This window comes from Sphingorhabdus sp. (genome assembly GCF_046292425.1).
Taxonomy (GTDB): Bacteria; Pseudomonadota; Alphaproteobacteria; order Sphingomonadales; family Sphingomonadaceae; genus Sphingorhabdus_B.
In genome coordinates, this window is sequence record NZ_JBKBQV010000012.1 from 17,074 (window position 1) to 33,635 (window position 16,562).

17 protein-coding genes are annotated in these 16,562 nt (G+C 54.6%); 10 read left to right on the plus strand and 7 right to left on the minus strand.

The genetic code is table 11. The annotated features are described in order from the left end of the window. Positions 1-89 precede the first annotated feature (89 nt). Together ACK4S7_RS04235 and ACK4S7_RS04240 are read left to right on the plus strand one after the other, a co-directional pair. Complete coding sequence (locus tag ACK4S7_RS04235; RefSeq protein ID WP_409644733.1) at positions 90-404, plus strand: hypothetical protein; 315 nt, start codon at positions 90-92, stop codon at positions 402-404. Between the two features lie 12 nt (positions 405-416). Then, positions 417-1,043: a DUF3800 domain-containing protein gene (locus tag ACK4S7_RS04240; RefSeq protein ID WP_409644735.1), complete on the plus strand. Its 627-nt coding sequence runs from the start codon at positions 417-419 to the stop codon at positions 1,041-1,043. 122 nt (positions 1,044-1,165) lie between these two features. Here ACK4S7_RS04240 and rpoZ read toward each other — a convergent pair whose 3' ends face one another. Further along, the gene (rpoZ, locus tag ACK4S7_RS04245) at positions 1,166-1,510 is read right to left on the minus strand and encodes a DNA-directed RNA polymerase subunit omega (protein WP_125229626.1); all 345 of its coding nucleotides are present in this window, start codon (positions 1,508-1,510) and stop codon (positions 1,166-1,168) included. A 121-nt stretch (positions 1,511-1,631) separates the two neighbouring features. Here rpoZ and ACK4S7_RS04250 point away from each other — a divergent pair, with 121 nt between their 5' ends. Then, a complete protein-coding gene (locus ACK4S7_RS04250; protein WP_409644736.1) occupies positions 1,632-2,813 on the plus strand; it encodes a phospholipase D-like domain-containing protein in 1,182 nt (393 codons plus the stop codon). Here the strand turns inward: ACK4S7_RS04250 and ACK4S7_RS04255 are convergent, their stop codons facing one another. Continuing rightward, on the minus strand, positions 2,814-3,440 hold the full coding sequence (locus ACK4S7_RS04255) for a class I SAM-dependent methyltransferase (protein WP_409644737.1): 627 nt from the start codon (positions 3,438-3,440) through the stop codon (positions 2,814-2,816). 132 nt (positions 3,441-3,572) lie between these two features. Here ACK4S7_RS04255 and ACK4S7_RS04260 point away from each other — a divergent pair, with 132 nt between their 5' ends. Together ACK4S7_RS04260 and ACK4S7_RS04265 are read left to right on the plus strand one after the other, a co-directional pair. After that, a complete protein-coding gene (locus ACK4S7_RS04260) occupies positions 3,573-3,896 on the plus strand; it encodes an antibiotic biosynthesis monooxygenase family protein (protein WP_409644738.1) in 324 nt (107 codons plus the stop codon). After that, positions 3,893-5,197 carry an MFS transporter gene (locus tag ACK4S7_RS04265; RefSeq protein WP_409644740.1) on the plus strand — a complete coding sequence of 435 codons (1,305 nt, stop codon included), beginning with the start codon at positions 3,893-3,895 and terminating at the stop codon, positions 5,195-5,197. The genes ACK4S7_RS04260 and ACK4S7_RS04265 overlap by 4 nt, the downstream gene beginning before the upstream one ends. Here ACK4S7_RS04265 and ACK4S7_RS04270 read toward each other — a convergent pair. After that, on the minus strand, positions 5,194-7,497 hold the full coding sequence (locus ACK4S7_RS04270; RefSeq protein WP_409644741.1) for a CDC48 family AAA ATPase: 2,304 nt from the start codon (positions 7,495-7,497) through the stop codon (positions 5,194-5,196). The two genes, ACK4S7_RS04265 and ACK4S7_RS04270, sit on opposite strands and share 4 nt — an antisense overlap. Positions 7,498-7,803: 306 nt before the next feature. On the opposite strand from ACK4S7_RS04270, the gene ACK4S7_RS04275 reads away from it, so the two are divergent. After that, positions 7,804-8,679 (plus strand): LysR substrate-binding domain-containing protein, encoded by an 876-nt coding sequence (locus ACK4S7_RS04275; protein ID WP_409644743.1) that lies wholly within the window; start codon positions 7,804-7,806, stop codon positions 8,677-8,679. Positions 8,680-8,790: 111 nt separating this feature from the next. Here ACK4S7_RS04275 and ACK4S7_RS04280 read toward each other — a convergent pair whose 3' ends face one another. Beyond that, on the minus strand, positions 8,791-9,219 hold the full coding sequence (locus tag ACK4S7_RS04280; RefSeq protein ID WP_409644744.1) for a hypothetical protein: 429 nt from the start codon (positions 9,217-9,219) through the stop codon (positions 8,791-8,793). 119 nt (positions 9,220-9,338) lie between these two features. Here ACK4S7_RS04280 and ACK4S7_RS04285 point away from each other — a divergent pair, with 119 nt between their 5' ends. Genes ACK4S7_RS04285 through coaD form a run of 3 tightly spaced genes read left to right on the plus strand, consistent with a single transcriptional unit; the run spans position 9,339 to position 10,998 of the window. Next, positions 9,339-9,578 carry an exodeoxyribonuclease VII small subunit gene (locus tag ACK4S7_RS04285; RefSeq protein WP_409644745.1) on the plus strand — a complete coding sequence of 80 codons (240 nt, stop codon included), beginning with the start codon at positions 9,339-9,341 and terminating at the stop codon, positions 9,576-9,578. Positions 9,579-9,583: 5 nt separating this feature from the next. Further along, complete coding sequence (locus ACK4S7_RS04290; RefSeq protein ID WP_409644746.1) at positions 9,584-10,489, plus strand: polyprenyl synthetase family protein; 906 nt, start codon at positions 9,584-9,586, stop codon at positions 10,487-10,489. Beyond that, positions 10,486-10,998 (plus strand): pantetheine-phosphate adenylyltransferase, encoded by a 513-nt coding sequence (gene coaD, locus ACK4S7_RS04295; protein ID WP_409644747.1) that lies wholly within the window; start codon positions 10,486-10,488, stop codon positions 10,996-10,998. Before ACK4S7_RS04290 ends, coaD begins: the two co-directional genes overlap by 4 nt. On the opposite strand, the gene ACK4S7_RS04300 is transcribed toward coaD, so the two are convergent. Genes ACK4S7_RS04300 through ACK4S7_RS04310 form a run of 3 tightly spaced genes read right to left on the minus strand, consistent with a single transcriptional unit; the run spans position 10,995 to position 13,752 of the window. Continuing rightward, positions 10,995-11,696: a ZIP family metal transporter gene (locus ACK4S7_RS04300; protein ID WP_409644748.1), complete on the minus strand. Its 702-nt coding sequence runs from the start codon at positions 11,694-11,696 to the stop codon at positions 10,995-10,997. The two genes, coaD and ACK4S7_RS04300, sit on opposite strands and share 4 nt — an antisense overlap. Positions 11,697-11,702: 6 nt before the next feature. Further along, the gene (locus ACK4S7_RS04305; protein WP_409644749.1) at positions 11,703-12,206 is read right to left on the minus strand and encodes a DUF2721 domain-containing protein; all 504 of its coding nucleotides are present in this window, start codon (positions 12,204-12,206) and stop codon (positions 11,703-11,705) included. After that, on the minus strand, positions 12,196-13,752 hold the full coding sequence (locus tag ACK4S7_RS04310; protein WP_409644750.1) for a class I adenylate-forming enzyme family protein: 1,557 nt from the start codon (positions 13,750-13,752) through the stop codon (positions 12,196-12,198). The genes ACK4S7_RS04305 and ACK4S7_RS04310 overlap by 11 nt, the downstream gene beginning before the upstream one ends. A 193-nt stretch (positions 13,753-13,945) precedes the next feature. Here ACK4S7_RS04310 and gyrB point away from each other — a divergent pair, with 193 nt between their 5' ends. Beyond that, positions 13,946-16,531, plus strand: coding sequence for a DNA topoisomerase (ATP-hydrolyzing) subunit B (gene gyrB, locus ACK4S7_RS04315; RefSeq protein ID WP_409644751.1), 2,586 nt, complete (start codon positions 13,946-13,948; stop codon positions 16,529-16,531). Positions 16,532-16,562: the final 31 nt, after the last annotated feature.

Consider the following 16,562-nt stretch of genomic DNA (forward strand, 5'->3'; position numbering starts at 1 on the left):
CCATGCGGGAGAGAGTTGAGGTCGCAAATATGAAATATGCTGTGCTTGTGGCAAGCGGCGCATTATTGTGTGCTTGCCCTGCAAACGCTATGGACGCTGAAACCTTTTTTACCAAGGCTGTCGCTTTGAAGAAAAAAGGCATGGGTGCTGTGTTTGCCAAAGACCTCAAACCCATGATCAACATATTCGAAGCCGCGGCAGATTCGGTCAAAGCTGAAAATGAAGCTGCCAGGTTAGCAGGGGCACCGTTGTTCTGTGCGCCCAAGAAATATCGCTTGACCGCTGAACAGTTTATTGGAGAATTCAGCCGTATTCCAAAAGAGCGCCGTCGCATCCAGTCCGTGCGTGAGGCATGGCGCGAAATAGTCATTCGGCGATTTCCTTGCTTACCTCACATTATGTGAGGAGCAGCCCGCATGTCGATTTATTGTGACGAATCCGGTGGAGTGGGGCGAGGCGTAATGACCTTGGCTGCGATTTCCATTGATGATGAAACTGCCGATGCAGTGGTCAAGCGCTTCCGCGCAATTACCGGCCTCTCAAGCGAATTGAAAGGTAGCCGAATTGATCTGACCGAGCGCGGACTATTGTTTGAATTGCTTGGCCAAAAGAGTTGGACTGCAATCGTCGGCGTTGCAATATCCGCCCTCGTCCCCGAAGCTGGTCAAGACCGCGGCTCCCACGACACCGACATCTATGCACAGCTTCTAAACGATGCCGTTGCAGGGCTCATTGAACGCGCAGACGAGTGCGTTCAGGTCATTATCGACGATGGTCGTTATGGCCCAGAAACGCTTGCATTAATTCGAAGGGACATCGCTGACTCGATAGGGCCGTGTGGGACGGCTTCGCTTGAGCTTAGTCACAGGCTCCCGGGGCTGCAGATTGCTGACGTTATTGCCAACACATTCTTCAACCGCGCAATGGCAACAGAACGTCAGGGCCGCATGGCAGCAATTGTTGCGCCGTTTCTAGATAGCGGAAAGATCAAACTGCACGTCTTGTCGTCTAACCCAATGGGTGTCGACCAGCATCCTGGTTAGAGGTATCGGGGTCATTACTGATCCATCCACGACCATTTGCCATCGGCCGTGCTATCACCGAAAGACAAAAGAAAAGGCCCGGACATGCCGGGCCTTCTTTCAATCATTGTGACAGGTAGAAATTACCGGTCGTAATCGCGTTGCATGCCAGCGCCACGTGCGGGCGCAGCAGCGGTCAAACGAAGGGCTTCCGCCGACAGGCTGATTGAACCGACTTCATCGGCTTCCTCATCCTCATCAACCTGAACCTTCTGAAGCGATTGCACGAGGCCTTCTTTCAACTGGTCAGGGCGAACAGTCTCTTCAGCGATTTCTCGCAAAGCAACAACCGGGTTTTTATCGCGGTCACGGTCAATCGTCAGTTCAGCGCCACCAGAGATTTCGCGCGCACGTTCTGCGGCAAGTAATACAAGGTCGAACCGGTTGGTGATCTTGTCGATGCAATCTTCAACAGTAACGCGTGCCATTTTGGCTCCTGATTCTTCGATAATTTCGGGAAGTTGCCCGCCCCTAAAGATAACGGGCCAAAATGTCAACGAAAAGGCGGCCCGCTTGCCGTATGCCACGCAACGCGGTATCGCATAGGTTATGGCGGTGCAATCAGCTAGGCCCGGGTTCCCCGGAACGCAGTTTCACGTTGCTGGCCACGACCTGCAACTTGTCCATCTGCCGCAGGACAGGCTGAACGCTATCTTACAATTAATCGCCTTGGCGCAAAAATCAGTCCAGATGTTTTTCTACATGTTCGGTGGCGATGAAACAGGCAGGGAAGTCCGCGACGCTCTTATTGATGCAGCCCACCGCGGTGTCGAGGTACAACTAATCATCGACAGTTTTGGATCGACTCAGGTGAGCGATCGTTTCTTTGACCCGTTGATCAAGGCAGGCGGCGACTATCACTGCTTCAGCACGCGCAAAGGTCTTGGCTATCTGATCCGCAATCACCAAAAGATGCTGATCGTTGACGGCGCTCATGCCCTTGTCGGCGGCTTCAACATCACGGACCAATATTTCGGTCGTGCGGGCGATGACAGCTGGGAAGACCTGGGCATGATCGTGACAGGTCCGCAGGCGCAGCGCCTCAGCGATTATTTCGAAGAGATGGCGCGGGCTTCAAATAATGGCAAGGTGCGATATCGCCAGATTCGGGCTATTATCCAAAAATGGCGCCCAGGTATTGGTCAAGTGCAATGGCTCTTGGGTGGACCGACAAACCGCATTTCGCCATGGGCGCTCACCTTCAAAAGGTCGCTTGATACCGGCAAGCGATTTGACATCGTATCGGCATATTTTTCGCCTTCGCAAACCATATTGCGACGACTTGCCAAAACAGCCAAGCGCAACAAAGGGTCGCGGCTGATCATGGCTGGTAAAACAGATAACGGGGCGACAATCGCAGCTGCCAGAGTGCTCTATCGCTATTTAATGCGGCGTAGAACGCGTATTTTCGAATTTCAACCACGTCCACTTCATATGAAGCTGATGGTTATTGATGACACGGTATATATTGGCTCGGCCAACCTTGATGTCCGTAGCATGTTCATCAATTTGGAAATCATGGTGCGTATCAAGGATGCAGGACTTGCGCTGCATATGCGACAGATGATTGACGAGATGGTCTCACAGTCGGAGGAACAGACGCGGATATTGCTTAAGGCGCGCGATAGCTGGTGGAGCCGTTTTAAGGCAGGGCTTGCCTATTTTTTGGTCAATTCGGTCGATTACACAATTGGCAGGCGAATAAAATTCGGATTGATTCGGAACAAATAGTCACTCTTTCCAGCCCCAGAACAGGTGGCAAGGGAGCACATTCCAAAACTCGTATCCGTTATCGATCTTGCGAAAATGCGGTGTCATGAAATCGCGGGCACGGGCGCGAAATTGATAAACCAGAAATGCACCACCGGGCCGGATCGCCTTTGCCGTCTCCTCTGCAATGACAGGGCCGAGATTATTTGGCAGCGTCGAGAATGGGAGGCCAGATAGGATATAATCGGCGTGCTCAAACCCAAAGTTACGGATGATGTCATTGACATCAGCGGCCGAACCGTGGACCGCGATGAAGCGGCTATCCCGAATCGTATGACGCAGATATTCAATGAAATCTTCGTTCAGATCAATAACCAGCAACGTTGCATCAGGACGCATCCGGTCCAACACAGGCTGGCAAAATGTGCCAATACCGGGACCATATTCCACAAACAATTTTGTATTGTCCCAATCCACAGGGGCAAGCATTTTTTTCACGGTCATCGATGACGACGGAATAATCGATCCGACCATTACTGGATGTTTAATGAAGCCTTTGAAGAAAACACCCCACGGGCCGAAAAAGCGGCTAGCCCGGGTTTTAATGCGGTCCAGCACCGTCGTTTTAGCCATAGTCGAAGATGTCATGCGATGGGGTCCGGGGACAGTTGTCACGAGGCGCATGCAGTCGCAAATTGTCGCCGTTTATGCAACCGCGTTATACAACTATCTGTTCCCTCCGACTTGCATTGCGCCACATTTCGGCCCAATGCCGCCGCCATGGCGAAGCTTCCTAGTGGCACCATATCCGTTATTTTTGTGGCGCAGCGCACGGAACTGGACGCCGATGGTTATGCCCGCGCCGCCGCGATGATGGATAATCTGGCCGCACAACAAGAGGGCTATATATCCATGGATTCAGTGCGCGGGACAGGTGGACTTGGCATAACAGTCAGCTATTGGGCGAATGAAGCCAACGCTAAGGCATGGCGTGATCATCCTGAACACACCGCAATCCGCGACGCTGGACGTGAACGGTGGTATTCGGAATATAGCCTGCATGTCGCGCAGGTAACGCGCAGCTATGACTGGAAAAAACCATGAGCGCGGTCCAAGCAATCCCCAACAGTCGAGTCGTGGTGTTGTTTTTGGTGATGCTAGTCGCGGCGGCTGGCAATACCGCCATGCAGTCCGCGCTTCCCGCAATTGCCAGTGAACTGGATATGCCTGACGTTTGGGTCAGCCTGGCCTTTAGCTGGTCTGCATTATTATGGGTCGTTACCGCACCCAAATGGGCTCGTCTGTCGGACCGCAGGGGTCGCAAACAGTTGATGAGCGTTGGCGTCATGGGCTTTATTGCATCGATGGGCCTATGCGGACTTGTACTTTGGCTTGGTTTGGCTGGCCTGATTGGCCCCGTGGTTACCTTTGTCCTGTTTGCGTTATTCCGGAGCCTTTACGGTGGCTTTGGTTCGGCCGCGCCGCCAGCGGTTCAGGCTTATGTTGCCGCCCGAACCGAGAGGGCCGAACGCACCAAGGCATTATCAATGCTGGCATCATCCTTCGGCGTCGGCACTGTCATTGGCCCTGCGACAGCGCATTATTTCCTGTTTCCGCCCTTTGGGCTCGCGGGACCGCTTATCATGTTTGCGGCCTTTGGCGTGGCCGTTCTGATTGCGCTGTATATCCAATTGCCAAACGATACACCTCGCTTTGAAGCGCGGGGCGCTGTTGCCGCCTATCCCAATTCGGCGTCCATGAACTCGCCCGACGCCGAGGACATCAAAGGTGAGGCGCTGGGCTCCGTGCTTCCTTCCAAGGAAGTGCGTTTGCCGTGGCGTGACGAAAGGATGGCATCCTGGCTCATTGCGGGGCTAATTGGCGGGCATGCCCAAGCAATCATATTGGGCGTGGTTGGGTTTCTGGTCCGCGACCGGCTTGGACTTCATGACCGCCCGTGGGAGGCAGTGCAGGCCAGCGGTTCTGTCATGCTCATTGGAGCAATGGCAACCTTGTTAGCGCAGTGGGGGCTCATTCCCATGCTGTCGCTGGCTGCGCGCAGTTCAGTCCTGTTGGGCGCAATTCTGGCGCTCATCGGCACAGTTTTGACGGGCATCAGCTATGATTTTTATGGTATCAGCACTGGCTTTGCCATCGCCTCGCTTGGTTTTGGGCTGTTTCGGCCAGGCTTTACCGCAGGAGCATCCTTGGCTGTACGCCGACACGAGCAAGGCGATGTCGCAGGCAAGATCGCGTCCATTAATGGCGCGGCCTATATTTTTGCGCCCGCGGTCGGTGTCGCTTTGTTCAATTATTGGGAACCGGCAACATTTATTTTGATCTCTGCATCTCTGCTGTTTTTGATCGTCTGGGGACGCCGCGCATTGGTCGTGCCGGATCTTTAAGGATCATGCTTGGAATCGCGGACCGGCTTCATCATCCCCGGCGAAACAAAGCCCATGCCCTGCGGCTGAAGTGCCGCGGCCTTAAGCTTAGTCTCCATCGCGCCATATTCTTCCTCCATTTCGACCGTGACAGTCGCACGGGAGGCGTTTAGCGCCTGGCTGAAATGCACCATGTTAACTTCCCGCACGTCATTGCCCCCTTCGCGTAAAGCAAAAAGACCCGCACGACGCACAAGATCCTCAAGATCTGCGCCAGTGTAACGCTCGGTTCGCTCGGCAATTTCGTCGAGATCAACATCTTTGCCAATCGGCATTTTTACGGTGTGTATACCCAATATCCGGCGTCGCCCGCCTTTATCGGGAACGGTAACGTATACCAATTCGTCGAAACGCCCCGGACGCAGCAATGCCGGGTCAAGCAATGTAGGCCGGTTGGTAGCGCCAATCACCACAACAGACTGCAGTTCTTCAAGGCCGTCCATCTCCGCAAGCAAGGTGTTCACGACACGTTCGGTAACTTGAGGTTCACCCCTGCCACCCCCGCGCGAGGGGGCAAGACTGTCGATCTCGTCGAAGAATATAATGCAAGGCGCGACCTGTCGCGCACGGGCGAAAAGGCGAGCGATTTGCTGTTCACTCTCACCATACCATTTAGACAGCAGATCAGAGGACTTAGTAGCAATAAAGTTCGCCTGTGCTTCACGCGCCACAGCCTTGGCAAGCAAGGTTTTGCCGGTGCCTGGCGGCCCATATAACAAAAATCCCTTTGCTGGCCTGATTCCTAAGCGTCGGAAGGCATCAGGGTTGCGCAACGGCATCTCGACCCCTTCTTTCAATCGCATCTGCGCGTCATCGAGGCCGCCAATATCTTCCCAGCGCACATCGGGTGCCTGCACCATGACTTCACGCATCGCCGACGGCTGAACGCGTTTGATAGCCTCAAAAAAATCGTCGCGCGTGACCTTCAGGCTTTCCAGAACCTCTGCGGGAATAGTGCCACTTGCCAAGTCAATTTTCGGCATGATCCGTCGCACTGCTTCAATCGCCGCCTCCCGCGTGAGTGCAGCGAGATCAGCGCCAACAAAACCAAAGGTTGTCCGCGCAAGCTCTTTCAGATCAACCCGAGCGCCGAGTGGCATCCCGCGCGTGTGGATTGCCAAAATCTCACGCCTGCCATTTTCATCAGGAACGCCAACGATGATTTCACGATCAAACCGACCCGGCCGACGCAGTGCCTCGTCAATGGCCTCTGGCCGGTTTGTCGCCGCAATCACCACAAGATTGGTGCGCGGCTCCAGACCGTCCATAAGCGTAAGTAATTGCGCGACCAGCCGCTTTTCTGCCTCACCGTGCACTTGGTCACGTTTAGGCGCAATCGAGTCAATTTCATCAATGAACAGTATTGACGGTGCCGCCCTGGTGGCCGCTTCAAAAATTTCCCGAAGCTTTTTTTCGGATTCGCCATAAGCCGATCCCATAATCTCAGGACCGTTGATCAGGAAGAACTCCGCTTCGCTCTCATTGGCTACCGCGCGTGCCAGCCGCGTCTTGCCAGTTCCCGGGGGACCATGCAGCAAAACGCCGCGCGGGGGATCAACGCCTAGCCGGGTAAACAACTCTGGATACCGCAGCGGCAATTCCACCATTTCGCGCAATTGCTTAATAGTATCACCCATGCCGCCAAGGTCGTCATAAGTGACGTCTGCCCGGCGGCCGTCTTTGGCTTCCGCAAATTCTGCGCGCAGCTCAACTTCGGTGTCATTATCGATATGGACAATGCCTTTTGGCACCGTAGAGACGACGGTCAGTCGGATTTCAGCAAGTGCAAAAGCCGGTGCAGCGAGCATTTGGCGCAACTGCGGCGGCATATCATCCGGTGCCACTCTTTGCTGCCCATGTGTGGCGACAACATCGCCAGCCAGGACCGGACGCCCAAGAAAACTTCGCTTCAAGGCTTGGGACGGCCCTTCAAGACGGATTTCGCGTTGGGCGGGTGCAAACACAACTTTTGTGGCCGCTTTTGAAGCCGCCTTTCGGACCTCAACATAGTCGCCAGCCCCTACGCCCGCATTTGCGCGCTGCAAGCCATCCAGACGGACTACCTCCAACCCCTCATCTTCCGGATAAGGATCAACGGCACGTGCAGCCGTGCTTCGTTTGCCGACGATTTCGATGACATCGCCCTGCGCAATGCCATGTGCCGTCATAAACTGGTGCGACATGCGCGCAAGGCCACGCCCCGAATCTTCGAGCTTGGCGTTGGCAACCTGTAGCTTTGGCGTTTTTGTTTTGGGGGACATCGGCTGCCTCATTATCGTTAAGCTACCAAAATAGAACTTGTTCCCAGAATTACGACCCGCTGATCGGGAATTTAGACAAAAAAAAAGGGCCGACCGAAGTCGACCCTGAAAAAGTCTTTAGGAGAGGATGCCTATAAGGCTTTTCCCGTATGGCGATATTTCATTTTTTGTGCAAGTGCGAACAGTGCAATAGCTGTTGCAAATCATGCAACTACAATTTATGGGTTTAATACGAATTTCGTGACATTAGCACGATCGCGAAATCGGATAATTTTTTGTTGCACTGCGACAAAATGAGGAGATGATATGCGCAGATTGCCGCCCTTACGTTCGCTGGAAGCTTTCTTGCGTGTTGCAAAACTTGGATCGGCCAAGGCCGCTGCCAGTGAACTTGCCCTATCCCCGCCCGCGCTAAGCCGGCGCATCAAGGCACTGGAAGATTTCATCGGAAAGTCGCTTTTCGACCGCCGGGCACAAGCGATGGTTATCAATGCTGACGGAGAGGCCCTGCTTGCGGCCGTTGAACCAGCGATGGATGCCATGGCTGAAGCAGTAGACGAACTGGCGGGCCGTGGCGGCGAATATCGCCTGCGGCTGGGCCTCTTGCCCCTTTTCGGGTCTCAGCGCCTCATCCCGCGCTTGCCTGAACTGCGCAAGGCCTTTCCAAAACTACATATTGACGTCGACACCTCTGGCCATGCTGAAAATCTGCTGGGCGACGTGGTAGACGCTGCAATCATCATTGCGACTGAGGTCGACCCGAAACTGTACAGCGTCCGCCTCGACCGCAATCTGGTTTACGCCATCGCCTCGGAACAATGGGCGAAGGAACATAATGTGCAAAAGCCCGAAGACCTGAGCAAGCACACAGTGATGGTGCACAGTGACATGCCGATGATCTTCGATGCCTGGCGTCAGGCGATGGGAGTACCGCGCCTCAAGCCCGCTGCCGTCGACAGTCTGGACAGCGGTGCACTAATGCTTGAAGCTGCTGCAAACGGCCTTGGCGTCGCCATCATGCATGGCAGCCATTTTTCAGACGCCCGCGATCCACGACTGACTCGGCTGTTCAATGCTGAAGTTGAAAGTCCATATAGCTATTATTTCGTGTGTCGCCCCCGCGCGCTCAAGCAACGCGCTGTCAAAATTTTTCACGATTGGCTGTTGAAGTCCGGTGTTTAAAAAAAGGGGCCGGAATTCCGACCCCTGTTCTGATAAATCAGGTTCTTTTATGGTTTATTCGTCATCCTGAAGATACTGGAACAGATCCAATATTACGGAATGAAGAAGAAATCAGCTTTTGCAGGTCTGCGCGCCCTTGCCAGCAAGCTTAACATTGATCTGATTGCCGCTACCCGAAAGTGAGTTTTCGCCATCCGCCGAAGTCAAGGGACCGGCGGTGTTCGCTTGGGCGGGTGCTGGGCTGGTGCCAGCCGCGGGGACATCTGCCTTGGGCGCCATCACGCGGATTGCCAGCGCTGTTTTTTCGCCCACTCGAATATCGGCTGCTTCATTCTGCCCCAGGAAATCTACATAAAGAATAGTGTTGTCGGCACAGCGATATGTACCGGTCGCGGTGATCGCGGGTGGCAATTCAACGTCTGCTGCCGGTACAGCCGCGGTTTCAGTACCATTTTCAGTAGCCGCAGGGGTTTCAGTGGAGTTGCATGCTGCCAGCGCAAGCATCGACAACGGGGCGATGAAGATGAGTTTTTTTGTCATAGGCGCAGGCCCCTGCCTCAGCAGGTCGGGATTGTGAAGCAGATTAAAGGCGAAAAGAGCAAATTTGTCGATAGAGCGAAGCACTTGACCCGGCGAGAGTGGGACGCCATTGCAGTCGCATGACTCAAGACGTAGCCGACATGAATTTCGAGCAGGCGCTGCGCGCGCTTGAGGATATCGTACACAAGCTTGAAAGTGGCGAAGCACCGCTGGATGAGTCGATCGCATTGTACGAACGCGGCAATGCGCTACGAGCGTTGTGCCAGCAAAGACTGGACACGGCAAAGGCGCGCATTGAGGCGATTACACTGGGGCCAGATGGGTCGCCAGCGGGCACCACACCCTTCGACGCAGGATGAGGATCATGTCCCATGCTCCCCCATCTTCATTGCTTCAGGATTCGCTCGCGCAGATCGCGGAGGACATTGATCGGGAGTTTGATGTTCTTCTTCCATTGCCGGGTGACGCCCGGGATCGTCTATATGCTGCCATGCGGTATGCGGCGATAGGCGGCGGCAAGCGGCTTCGGCCGTTGCTCGTGACTGCTACCGCCGCCTTGTTCCATGTGGATCGCAACGTGGCCTTGCGGGTTGGCACCGCAGTCGAAGCCATTCATGTTTATTCATTGGTGCATGACGACCTGCCGTGCATGGATAATGACGACATGCGGCGCGGCAAACCCACTGTGCACCGTGCATTTGATGATGCAACTGCCGTCCTTGCCGGCGATTCCTTGCACGCTTTGGCATTTGAGATTTTGGCCAGCTCCCAGACCCATACCGATCCATTTATCCGCGGCGAACTGGTGTCGACGCTTGCGTTGGCCAGCGGCCCGGAAGGTATGGCTGGTGGCCAGATGATGGATATCGAAGCTGAAAAATCGGCTTTTGATCTACAGACAATTACCCGCTTGCAAGCGCTCAAGACCGGTGCGTTGATCGCAGCAAGCGTGGAAATGGGCGCCATATTAGGCCATATACCGCCCGAGGGACGGACTCACCTGCGCGGCTATGCGCGCGACATCGGCCTTGCCTTCCAAATCGCCGATGACATTATGGACGTAGAGGGCGACCCCGAACGAGCCGGAAAAGCACTTCAGAAAGACGCAGGCGCGGGCAAGGGCACATTTGTGTCGCTAATGGGTCTGGACCGTGCAAAGCAACAGGCGGATATGCTGGTGGCGCAAGCCAATGAACATCTGTCGACCTATGGCAGCGAAGCCGATCTTTTGCGTGCCATTGCCAACTATATTACGGAAAGGGACCATTGATGACGCACCGAATCGGCGTATATCCGGGCACCTTTGATCCCATAACGCTTGGTCATATGGACATCATCCGACGCGGTGCGAAATTGGTGGACGAGCTTATCATTGGCGTGACCACGAACGCGGCGAAGTCCCCCATGTTTTCAGATGATGAGCGGATTGCCATGGTCGAGCGGGAAGTTGCAGGCATAGGCGCTGCCCATATTCGCGTTGTCGGATTTAACTCGCTCCTGATGGATTTTGCCGAAGCTCAAGGTGCAAGCACCGTCATTCGCGGTATCCGCGGGGTCACAGACTTCGAATATGAATACCAACTTACCGGCATGAACCGTCAGCTAAACGACCGCATCGAAACACTGTTTTTAATGGCAGATGTCTCGCTTCAACCCATTGCATCTAGGCTCGTGAAGGAAATCGCATTGTACGGTGGAGAAATCGGCAAGTTCGTAACCCCGGCCATCCGCTCTGAAGTCATGGAACGTGTGCAGCAGCTCGATAACAAGGCTGGCTAACCTCCAAAGCTTTCCAGCCAGATTGCTACCATCAAGCCCAACGCAGTTGCAACGCCAGCGAGATGATGATCCTTTTTATATGCCTTGGGAAATACTTCCGTTGCTAATGACGCGACAACCGCGCCTGCCGCAATGCACCGGATCGCCGCCAGCAGATTAGGATCTGCACCCTCTAGCATAAAATTGCCTGTCAAAGCGGCACCCGCGAGCAAGATCGTTGCCCCGCCCCACAATGCGAAAATAGTGACTGGCTTCATTCCGCCCTCCTTCATCTCGCGTGCACCGCCCGCAGCTTCGGGAACGTTCGATAGCAAAATTGCCCCGGCCAGGGCGGCAACCTCACCCACCGACGCCCCGATGAGCGCAACGCCAAGCGCGAGATTTTCAGGCACGCCATCAAATGTTATGGCTGCCAGCAACCCAACACCTTTTTCGGACTTCAGCTTCTCGTCGATCCAGTAATCCACCAACGAAAACAGAACAGCACCGAGCGCAAGAGCGCAGATGGATACCCATAAGCTGCCCTCTTTAACCGAGGGCTCTACAAGTTCGCTAATGACAGACATCGTCAAAGCACCACCGGCGGCTGCAACTATAAAGCCCTCAGTCCGGTTCGACAGCTTGCCGTATACGCCCCATAATGCTCCCACCATCAATGCGGCGGACACGATGACGGTAACCACGAATAATATGAGCATGAACGCCTAAATGGTGTCGCGCCCTTTACGTTCCGGAGGCTTAGGCGCGGGCGGCAATTCCAGATATTCCTCCGGAACATAAATGGCATAGGTCGCCAGACGGATTTCGCGCACGAATTGAAAAAGGCACGCAGATAATAGCGCAAGTGCCAGCATGAAAAGTGCAACGGCCACCCAAGCGGCCGAAGAATTTGTCAGCCCAAGGACAAAAAGGACCACAATCATGATACAAACCGAAATTGCGGACAGCACCGCAAACAAAATCGACGATCCCACCACTCGCATGCGTTTTTCGATAATTCGCAGTTCGCGCACCACGCGCTCATGTGCTTGCCCCTCCGTATCGGCATATTGGCGCTGGAGGTCGCGCGAACGATCAACAATTCGCGACAAGCGGCCCGTTAGAACATTGAGCAGGCTACCCACAGCAACAAGCAGGAACGCGGGGGTTAACGCCGTTTGCAAAACCGAGATGACAGCGGCAAGATCAGGTCCCAAATTACCGTCCAATCTGCTTCTCCGCTGCTAAAATCCGCAAGTCGGTTTTTAGCAATTTGCCGATATGGCTGCGCGGCATTTCGTCGATGGTATAAAGCACGGAAATGCGCTGGGTCTTGCCCAACTGCCCGTTGACCCTGTCCAGAATGACGTCCGGCGACGCCGATGCCTCTCGCAGCCGCACGAATCCAACCGGCGTTTCGCCCCATGCTTCCGAAGGTATTCCCACCACCGCTGCCTCAGCAACTTCAGGCTGCTCCTCCAACAATTCCTCCAGGTCTTTGGGGTAAATGTTGAAGCCACCGGAAATGATCATGTCTTTGGCACGACCGACAATCGATACAAACCCATCATCGTCAACGATGCCGATGTCTCCTGTTTTCAGCCAGACATTGCCGTCTTCGTCACGCCATTCCATTTCCTGCGTCTTGTCGGGCTGATTTTTATAGCCCGACATCATGGTTGGCGAACGCCCGGTGAGAATGCCCTTGGACCCAGGGGGCAAGCGGTTGTCGTCCTCATCTAACACGATCAGTTCATGGCCAGTTACAGGCTGCCCGACGGTATGTAGCTTGTCGGGGTGGTGGTGTGCCTGTAACATGCAGACGACGCCCCCCTCGGTCATGCCATAAATTTCGACTAGCCCGCCAGGCCAGCGCTTAAGTACATCGGCCTTCAACTCCGCTGCAAATGGTGCGCTGGTGCAGAACTTGATGATAAAGCTGCTTAGATCATAATTCGCGAAATCGGGATGCGCCAACAGCCTTTGATATTGAACGGGCACAAGCATCGTGTGCGTGGTCTGGTCAGTCTGGGCATGGCCAAGATAGGTAAGTACATCAAACTTTTCCATGATCCGCGCAAAACCACCATGGCAAATCGTCGGCAAGAATACCGCCAATGTCGTGTTCGAATATAATGGCGTGGAGACAAGCGAGCGCGTCTCACGATTGTAGATCGATTTGAATCCGCCGGCCATTTGGTGCCAACGCATGCCATGCGAGTGAATGATACCCTTTGGCGTGCCGGTGGTTCCGCTGGAATAGATAATGTTGAAAGGGTCGCTCGCTGCTGGCGGCCTCGCGTTCAATGCCACGCCTTCGTCCGCCATCCACGCGGTTAATGCAGGATAGTCGCTAACTGCGTCATCCAGCAGGACGATCTTGACATCGCCCAATGCGACCCCTTCGAGGTCAGCCAGTTTAGCGGCATCGACGAAAAGATGCATAGCGCCCGAATCTTTCAGCATCGCGGCCAATTGCGCCGGAGCCGCCGACGTTGTCAGTGGCGCTGCACAGCCCCCGGCCCGCACGGCGGCAAGATATACCAATGCATATTGAACATTGCTGGTGCCCAAAATGGCGACAGCCTGGCCATGCTGCAGCCCGTCGCGCTGAAGCTGCGCAGCTATACGCGCTGTCAACGCAGCCAGATCGCGCCACGTCAATTCAGCCGTGCTGTCGGCAATCGCTCGACCGTCCGGCTTATCTTCAGCCCAAGCGGCAATAAGCGAGCCGAAGTCACCGAACGATTTTTCCAGTTCAGACTCAATATGCATACCGATTCCGTCTCCTGATCCTTTGCCTTACCTAATGATTTAGCGAGAACTGCAGAAGTTTCATCGCCTAATTTGGGACGGCAGCACAACATCGGCAAATGCAGTGACCCTTGCCAATAAAAGATTGTGGAAAAACGCCGATTTTTTGAGGCTTTTCCTTGGGTTTTCTGGGGTTAAGGCCTATGGTCCGCGAATGACTGAAGAAACACCAGAAATTGCGCAAAACAACCCCTCTGCGGACAGCGCAGCTAACCCCAACCAAAACGAATATGGTGCCGACAGTATCAAGGTTTTGAAGGGGCTCGACGCAGTGCGCAAGCGGCCCGGCATGTATATCGGCGATACAGATGACGGCAGCGGCCTTCACCATATGGTGTTCGAAGTTTCCGATAACGCCATTGATGAAGCGCTAGCCGGGCATTGCGATCTGGTATTGATCGAGTTGAACCCCGACGGCTCCGTTTCAGTCGAAGATAATGGCCGTGGTATCCCCACGGGCATGCACAAGGAAGAAGGTGTTTCCGCTGCAGAGGTTATCATGACCCAGTTGCACGCGGGCGGCAAATTCGAGAACACATCCGACGACAATGCCTACAAGGTCTCCGGCGGATTGCATGGCGTTGGCGTGTCTGTGGTGAACGCGTTGTCTGAGTTTCTTGAACTCACCATCTGGCGTGATGGCAAAGAGCATTGGATGCGTTTCGAGCATGGCGATGCCGTGGGTCCTCTCGTTATTCGCGGTGATGCTCCGGTGGTCGATGGCAAGCCCAAAAAGGGTACGCGCGTTACCTTCATGGCGTCGACCAATACTTTCAAGAACGTGCTCGAATTTGACTTCGACAAGCTTGAGCATCGCTATCGTGAACTGGCGTTCCTGAACTCCGGTGTTCGTATCTTGCTGCGCGATAACCGGCATTCTGATGTCAAGGAACATGACCTTTATTACGAAGGCGGCATTGGCGCGTTCGTTAAATATCTTGATCGGAACAAGGCGGCACTGCTTGCAGAACCGATTACGATTACCTCGCATCGCGATGGTATTGGCATTGATGTGGCGCTTGAGTGGAACGACAGCTATTACGAAAATGTCCTGTGCTTCACCAATAACATCCCGCAGCGTGACGGTGGCACCCATTTGGCTGCCTTTCGTTCTGCGCTGACTCGCACACTGAACAATTATGCCGAAAAATCCGGCGTATTGAAGAAAGAAAAGGTAACGCTTACCGGCGACGATATGCGCGAAGGCTTGACCGCGATCGTCTCGGTAAAATTGCCCGACCCCAAATTCTCGTCGCAGACGAAGGACAAACTGGTGTCCTCCGAAGTCCGCCAGCCGCTTGAAAGCCTCATGGCCGACCGGATGAGCGAGTGGCTGGAGGAAAACCCCGGCCACGCCCGTACAGTCATCCAAAAGGTAATAGACGCTGCCGCGGCCCGCGAAGCCGCGCGCAAGGCACGTGAAGCCAGCCGCAAATCAGTGATGAGCGTTGCGTCGCTTCCCGGCAAGCTTGCCGACTGTCAGGAAAAAGACCCCGCTAAATCCGAATTGTTCCTGGTCGAAGGTGACTCAGCGGGTGGATCCGCCAAGCAAGGCCGTGATCGCCATTATCAGGCAATTTTACCGTTAAAGGGTAAAATTCTGAACGTCGAACGCGCGCGTTTTGACCGGATGTTGTCGTCAAAGGAAGTCGGGACCCTCATTCAAGCCATGGGCACTGGCATCGGCCGTGAAGATTTCAACATCGAGAAACTGCGCTATCACAAAATCGTGATCATGACCGACGCGGACGTCGACGGTTCGCATATTCGTACGCTCTTGCTCACGTTCTTCTATCGGCAGATGCCCGAGATTATCGAGAACGGGCATCTCTTCATCGCGCAGCCACCTTTGTACAAGGTTGCAAAGGGCCGCAGCGAAATTTACGTCAAGGATGACAAGGCGCTGGACGACCACTTGGTCGAACTTGGCTTGGGCGGTGTGGTTCTGGAAGGCGCGGGCGGACAGCGCGCTGGTGCTGATTTGGGCGCTTTAGTCGACCATGCTCGCCGAATGCGCAGTTTGATGGCGTTTGTGCCGCGCCGTTATGACCCGACGATTGTTGAGGCTATGGCGCTGACTGGCGCATTGGACCCCGAAGCCACTGACCGCACTGCTGCCGTTGCCAAAGCGGCCGCGTGGATGGGTGCACAAGATGTCGAAGGCAAATGGTCCGGCCGCGTGTCGGAAGATGGCGGCTATCATTTCGAGCGACTCTGGCGCGGCGTAACCGACCATCACATCATCGAGGCTGCATTCCTGATGTCAGCAGAAGCCCGCAAATTGCACAAGCTGGCCAGCGAAGAGACCGCAAGCTACGAAACACCGGCACGGCTTATAAAAGTCACTGCCGTGACCGCTGCCGATAGCGTAGACGAAGGCGATACTGAGGCCGATGCGGAAACTGGTGATGCGGTTGGCGATCAAGCCAAGCGCGCAACGACGGCGGTGAGCGTCGGCAACAAGGGTGCCATCACCCGTCCTTCGGAATTGCTTGATGCCATTTTGGTAGCTGGCCGCAAGGGACTGTCGATTTCGCGGTACAAGGGCCTTGGCGAAATGAATGCCGAACAATTGTGGGAAACGACGCTCGACCCCGACCATCGCTCACTATTGCGCGTCGAAATTGACCAGGCTGATCTTGCGGACGATATTTTCACCAAATTGATGGGCGAAGTTGTTGAACCACGGCGCGATTTCATTGTGGAAAATGCGCTAAACGTCGCAAACCTGGACGTTTGAGGCTGCATTTTTCCAGGCATCTGTTTCAGCG

Bases quoted from the DNA above. Each gene is read 5' to 3' on its own strand.
- ACK4S7_RS04235 (WP_409644733.1), top strand. From the start codon at position 90: ATGGACGCTGAAACCTTTTTTACCAAGGCTGTCGCTTTGAAGAAAAAA.
- ACK4S7_RS04240 (WP_409644735.1), top strand. From the start codon at position 417: ATGTCGATTTATTGTGACGAATCCGGTGGAGTGGGGCGAGGCGTAATG.
- rpoZ (WP_125229626.1), bottom strand. From the start codon at position 1,510: ATGGCACGCGTTACTGTTGAAGATTGCATCGACAAGATCACCAACCGG.
- ACK4S7_RS04250 (WP_409644736.1), top strand. From the start codon at position 1,632: ATGGCGGTGCAATCAGCTAGGCCCGGGTTCCCCGGAACGCAGTTTCAC.
- ACK4S7_RS04255 (WP_409644737.1), bottom strand. From the start codon at position 3,440: ATGACATCTTCGACTATGGCTAAAACGACGGTGCTGGACCGCATTAAA.
- ACK4S7_RS04260 (WP_409644738.1), top strand. From the start codon at position 3,573: ATGGCGAAGCTTCCTAGTGGCACCATATCCGTTATTTTTGTGGCGCAG.
- ACK4S7_RS04265 (WP_409644740.1), top strand. From the start codon at position 3,893: ATGAGCGCGGTCCAAGCAATCCCCAACAGTCGAGTCGTGGTGTTGTTT.
- ACK4S7_RS04270 (WP_409644741.1), bottom strand. From the start codon at position 7,497: ATGTCCCCCAAAACAAAAACGCCAAAGCTACAGGTTGCCAACGCCAAG.
- ACK4S7_RS04275 (WP_409644743.1), top strand. From the start codon at position 7,804: ATGCGCAGATTGCCGCCCTTACGTTCGCTGGAAGCTTTCTTGCGTGTT.
- ACK4S7_RS04280 (WP_409644744.1), bottom strand. From the start codon at position 9,219: ATGACAAAAAAACTCATCTTCATCGCCCCGTTGTCGATGCTTGCGCTG.
- ACK4S7_RS04285 (WP_409644745.1), top strand. From the start codon at position 9,339: ATGACTCAAGACGTAGCCGACATGAATTTCGAGCAGGCGCTGCGCGCG.
- ACK4S7_RS04290 (WP_409644746.1), top strand. From the start codon at position 9,584: ATGTCCCATGCTCCCCCATCTTCATTGCTTCAGGATTCGCTCGCGCAG.
- ACK4S7_RS04300 (WP_409644748.1), bottom strand. From the start codon at position 11,696: ATGCTCATATTATTCGTGGTTACCGTCATCGTGTCCGCCGCATTGATG.
- ACK4S7_RS04310 (WP_409644750.1), bottom strand. From the start codon at position 13,752: ATGCATATTGAGTCTGAACTGGAAAAATCGTTCGGTGACTTCGGCTCG.
- gyrB (WP_409644751.1), top strand. From the start codon at position 13,946: ATGACTGAAGAAACACCAGAAATTGCGCAAAACAACCCCTCTGCGGAC.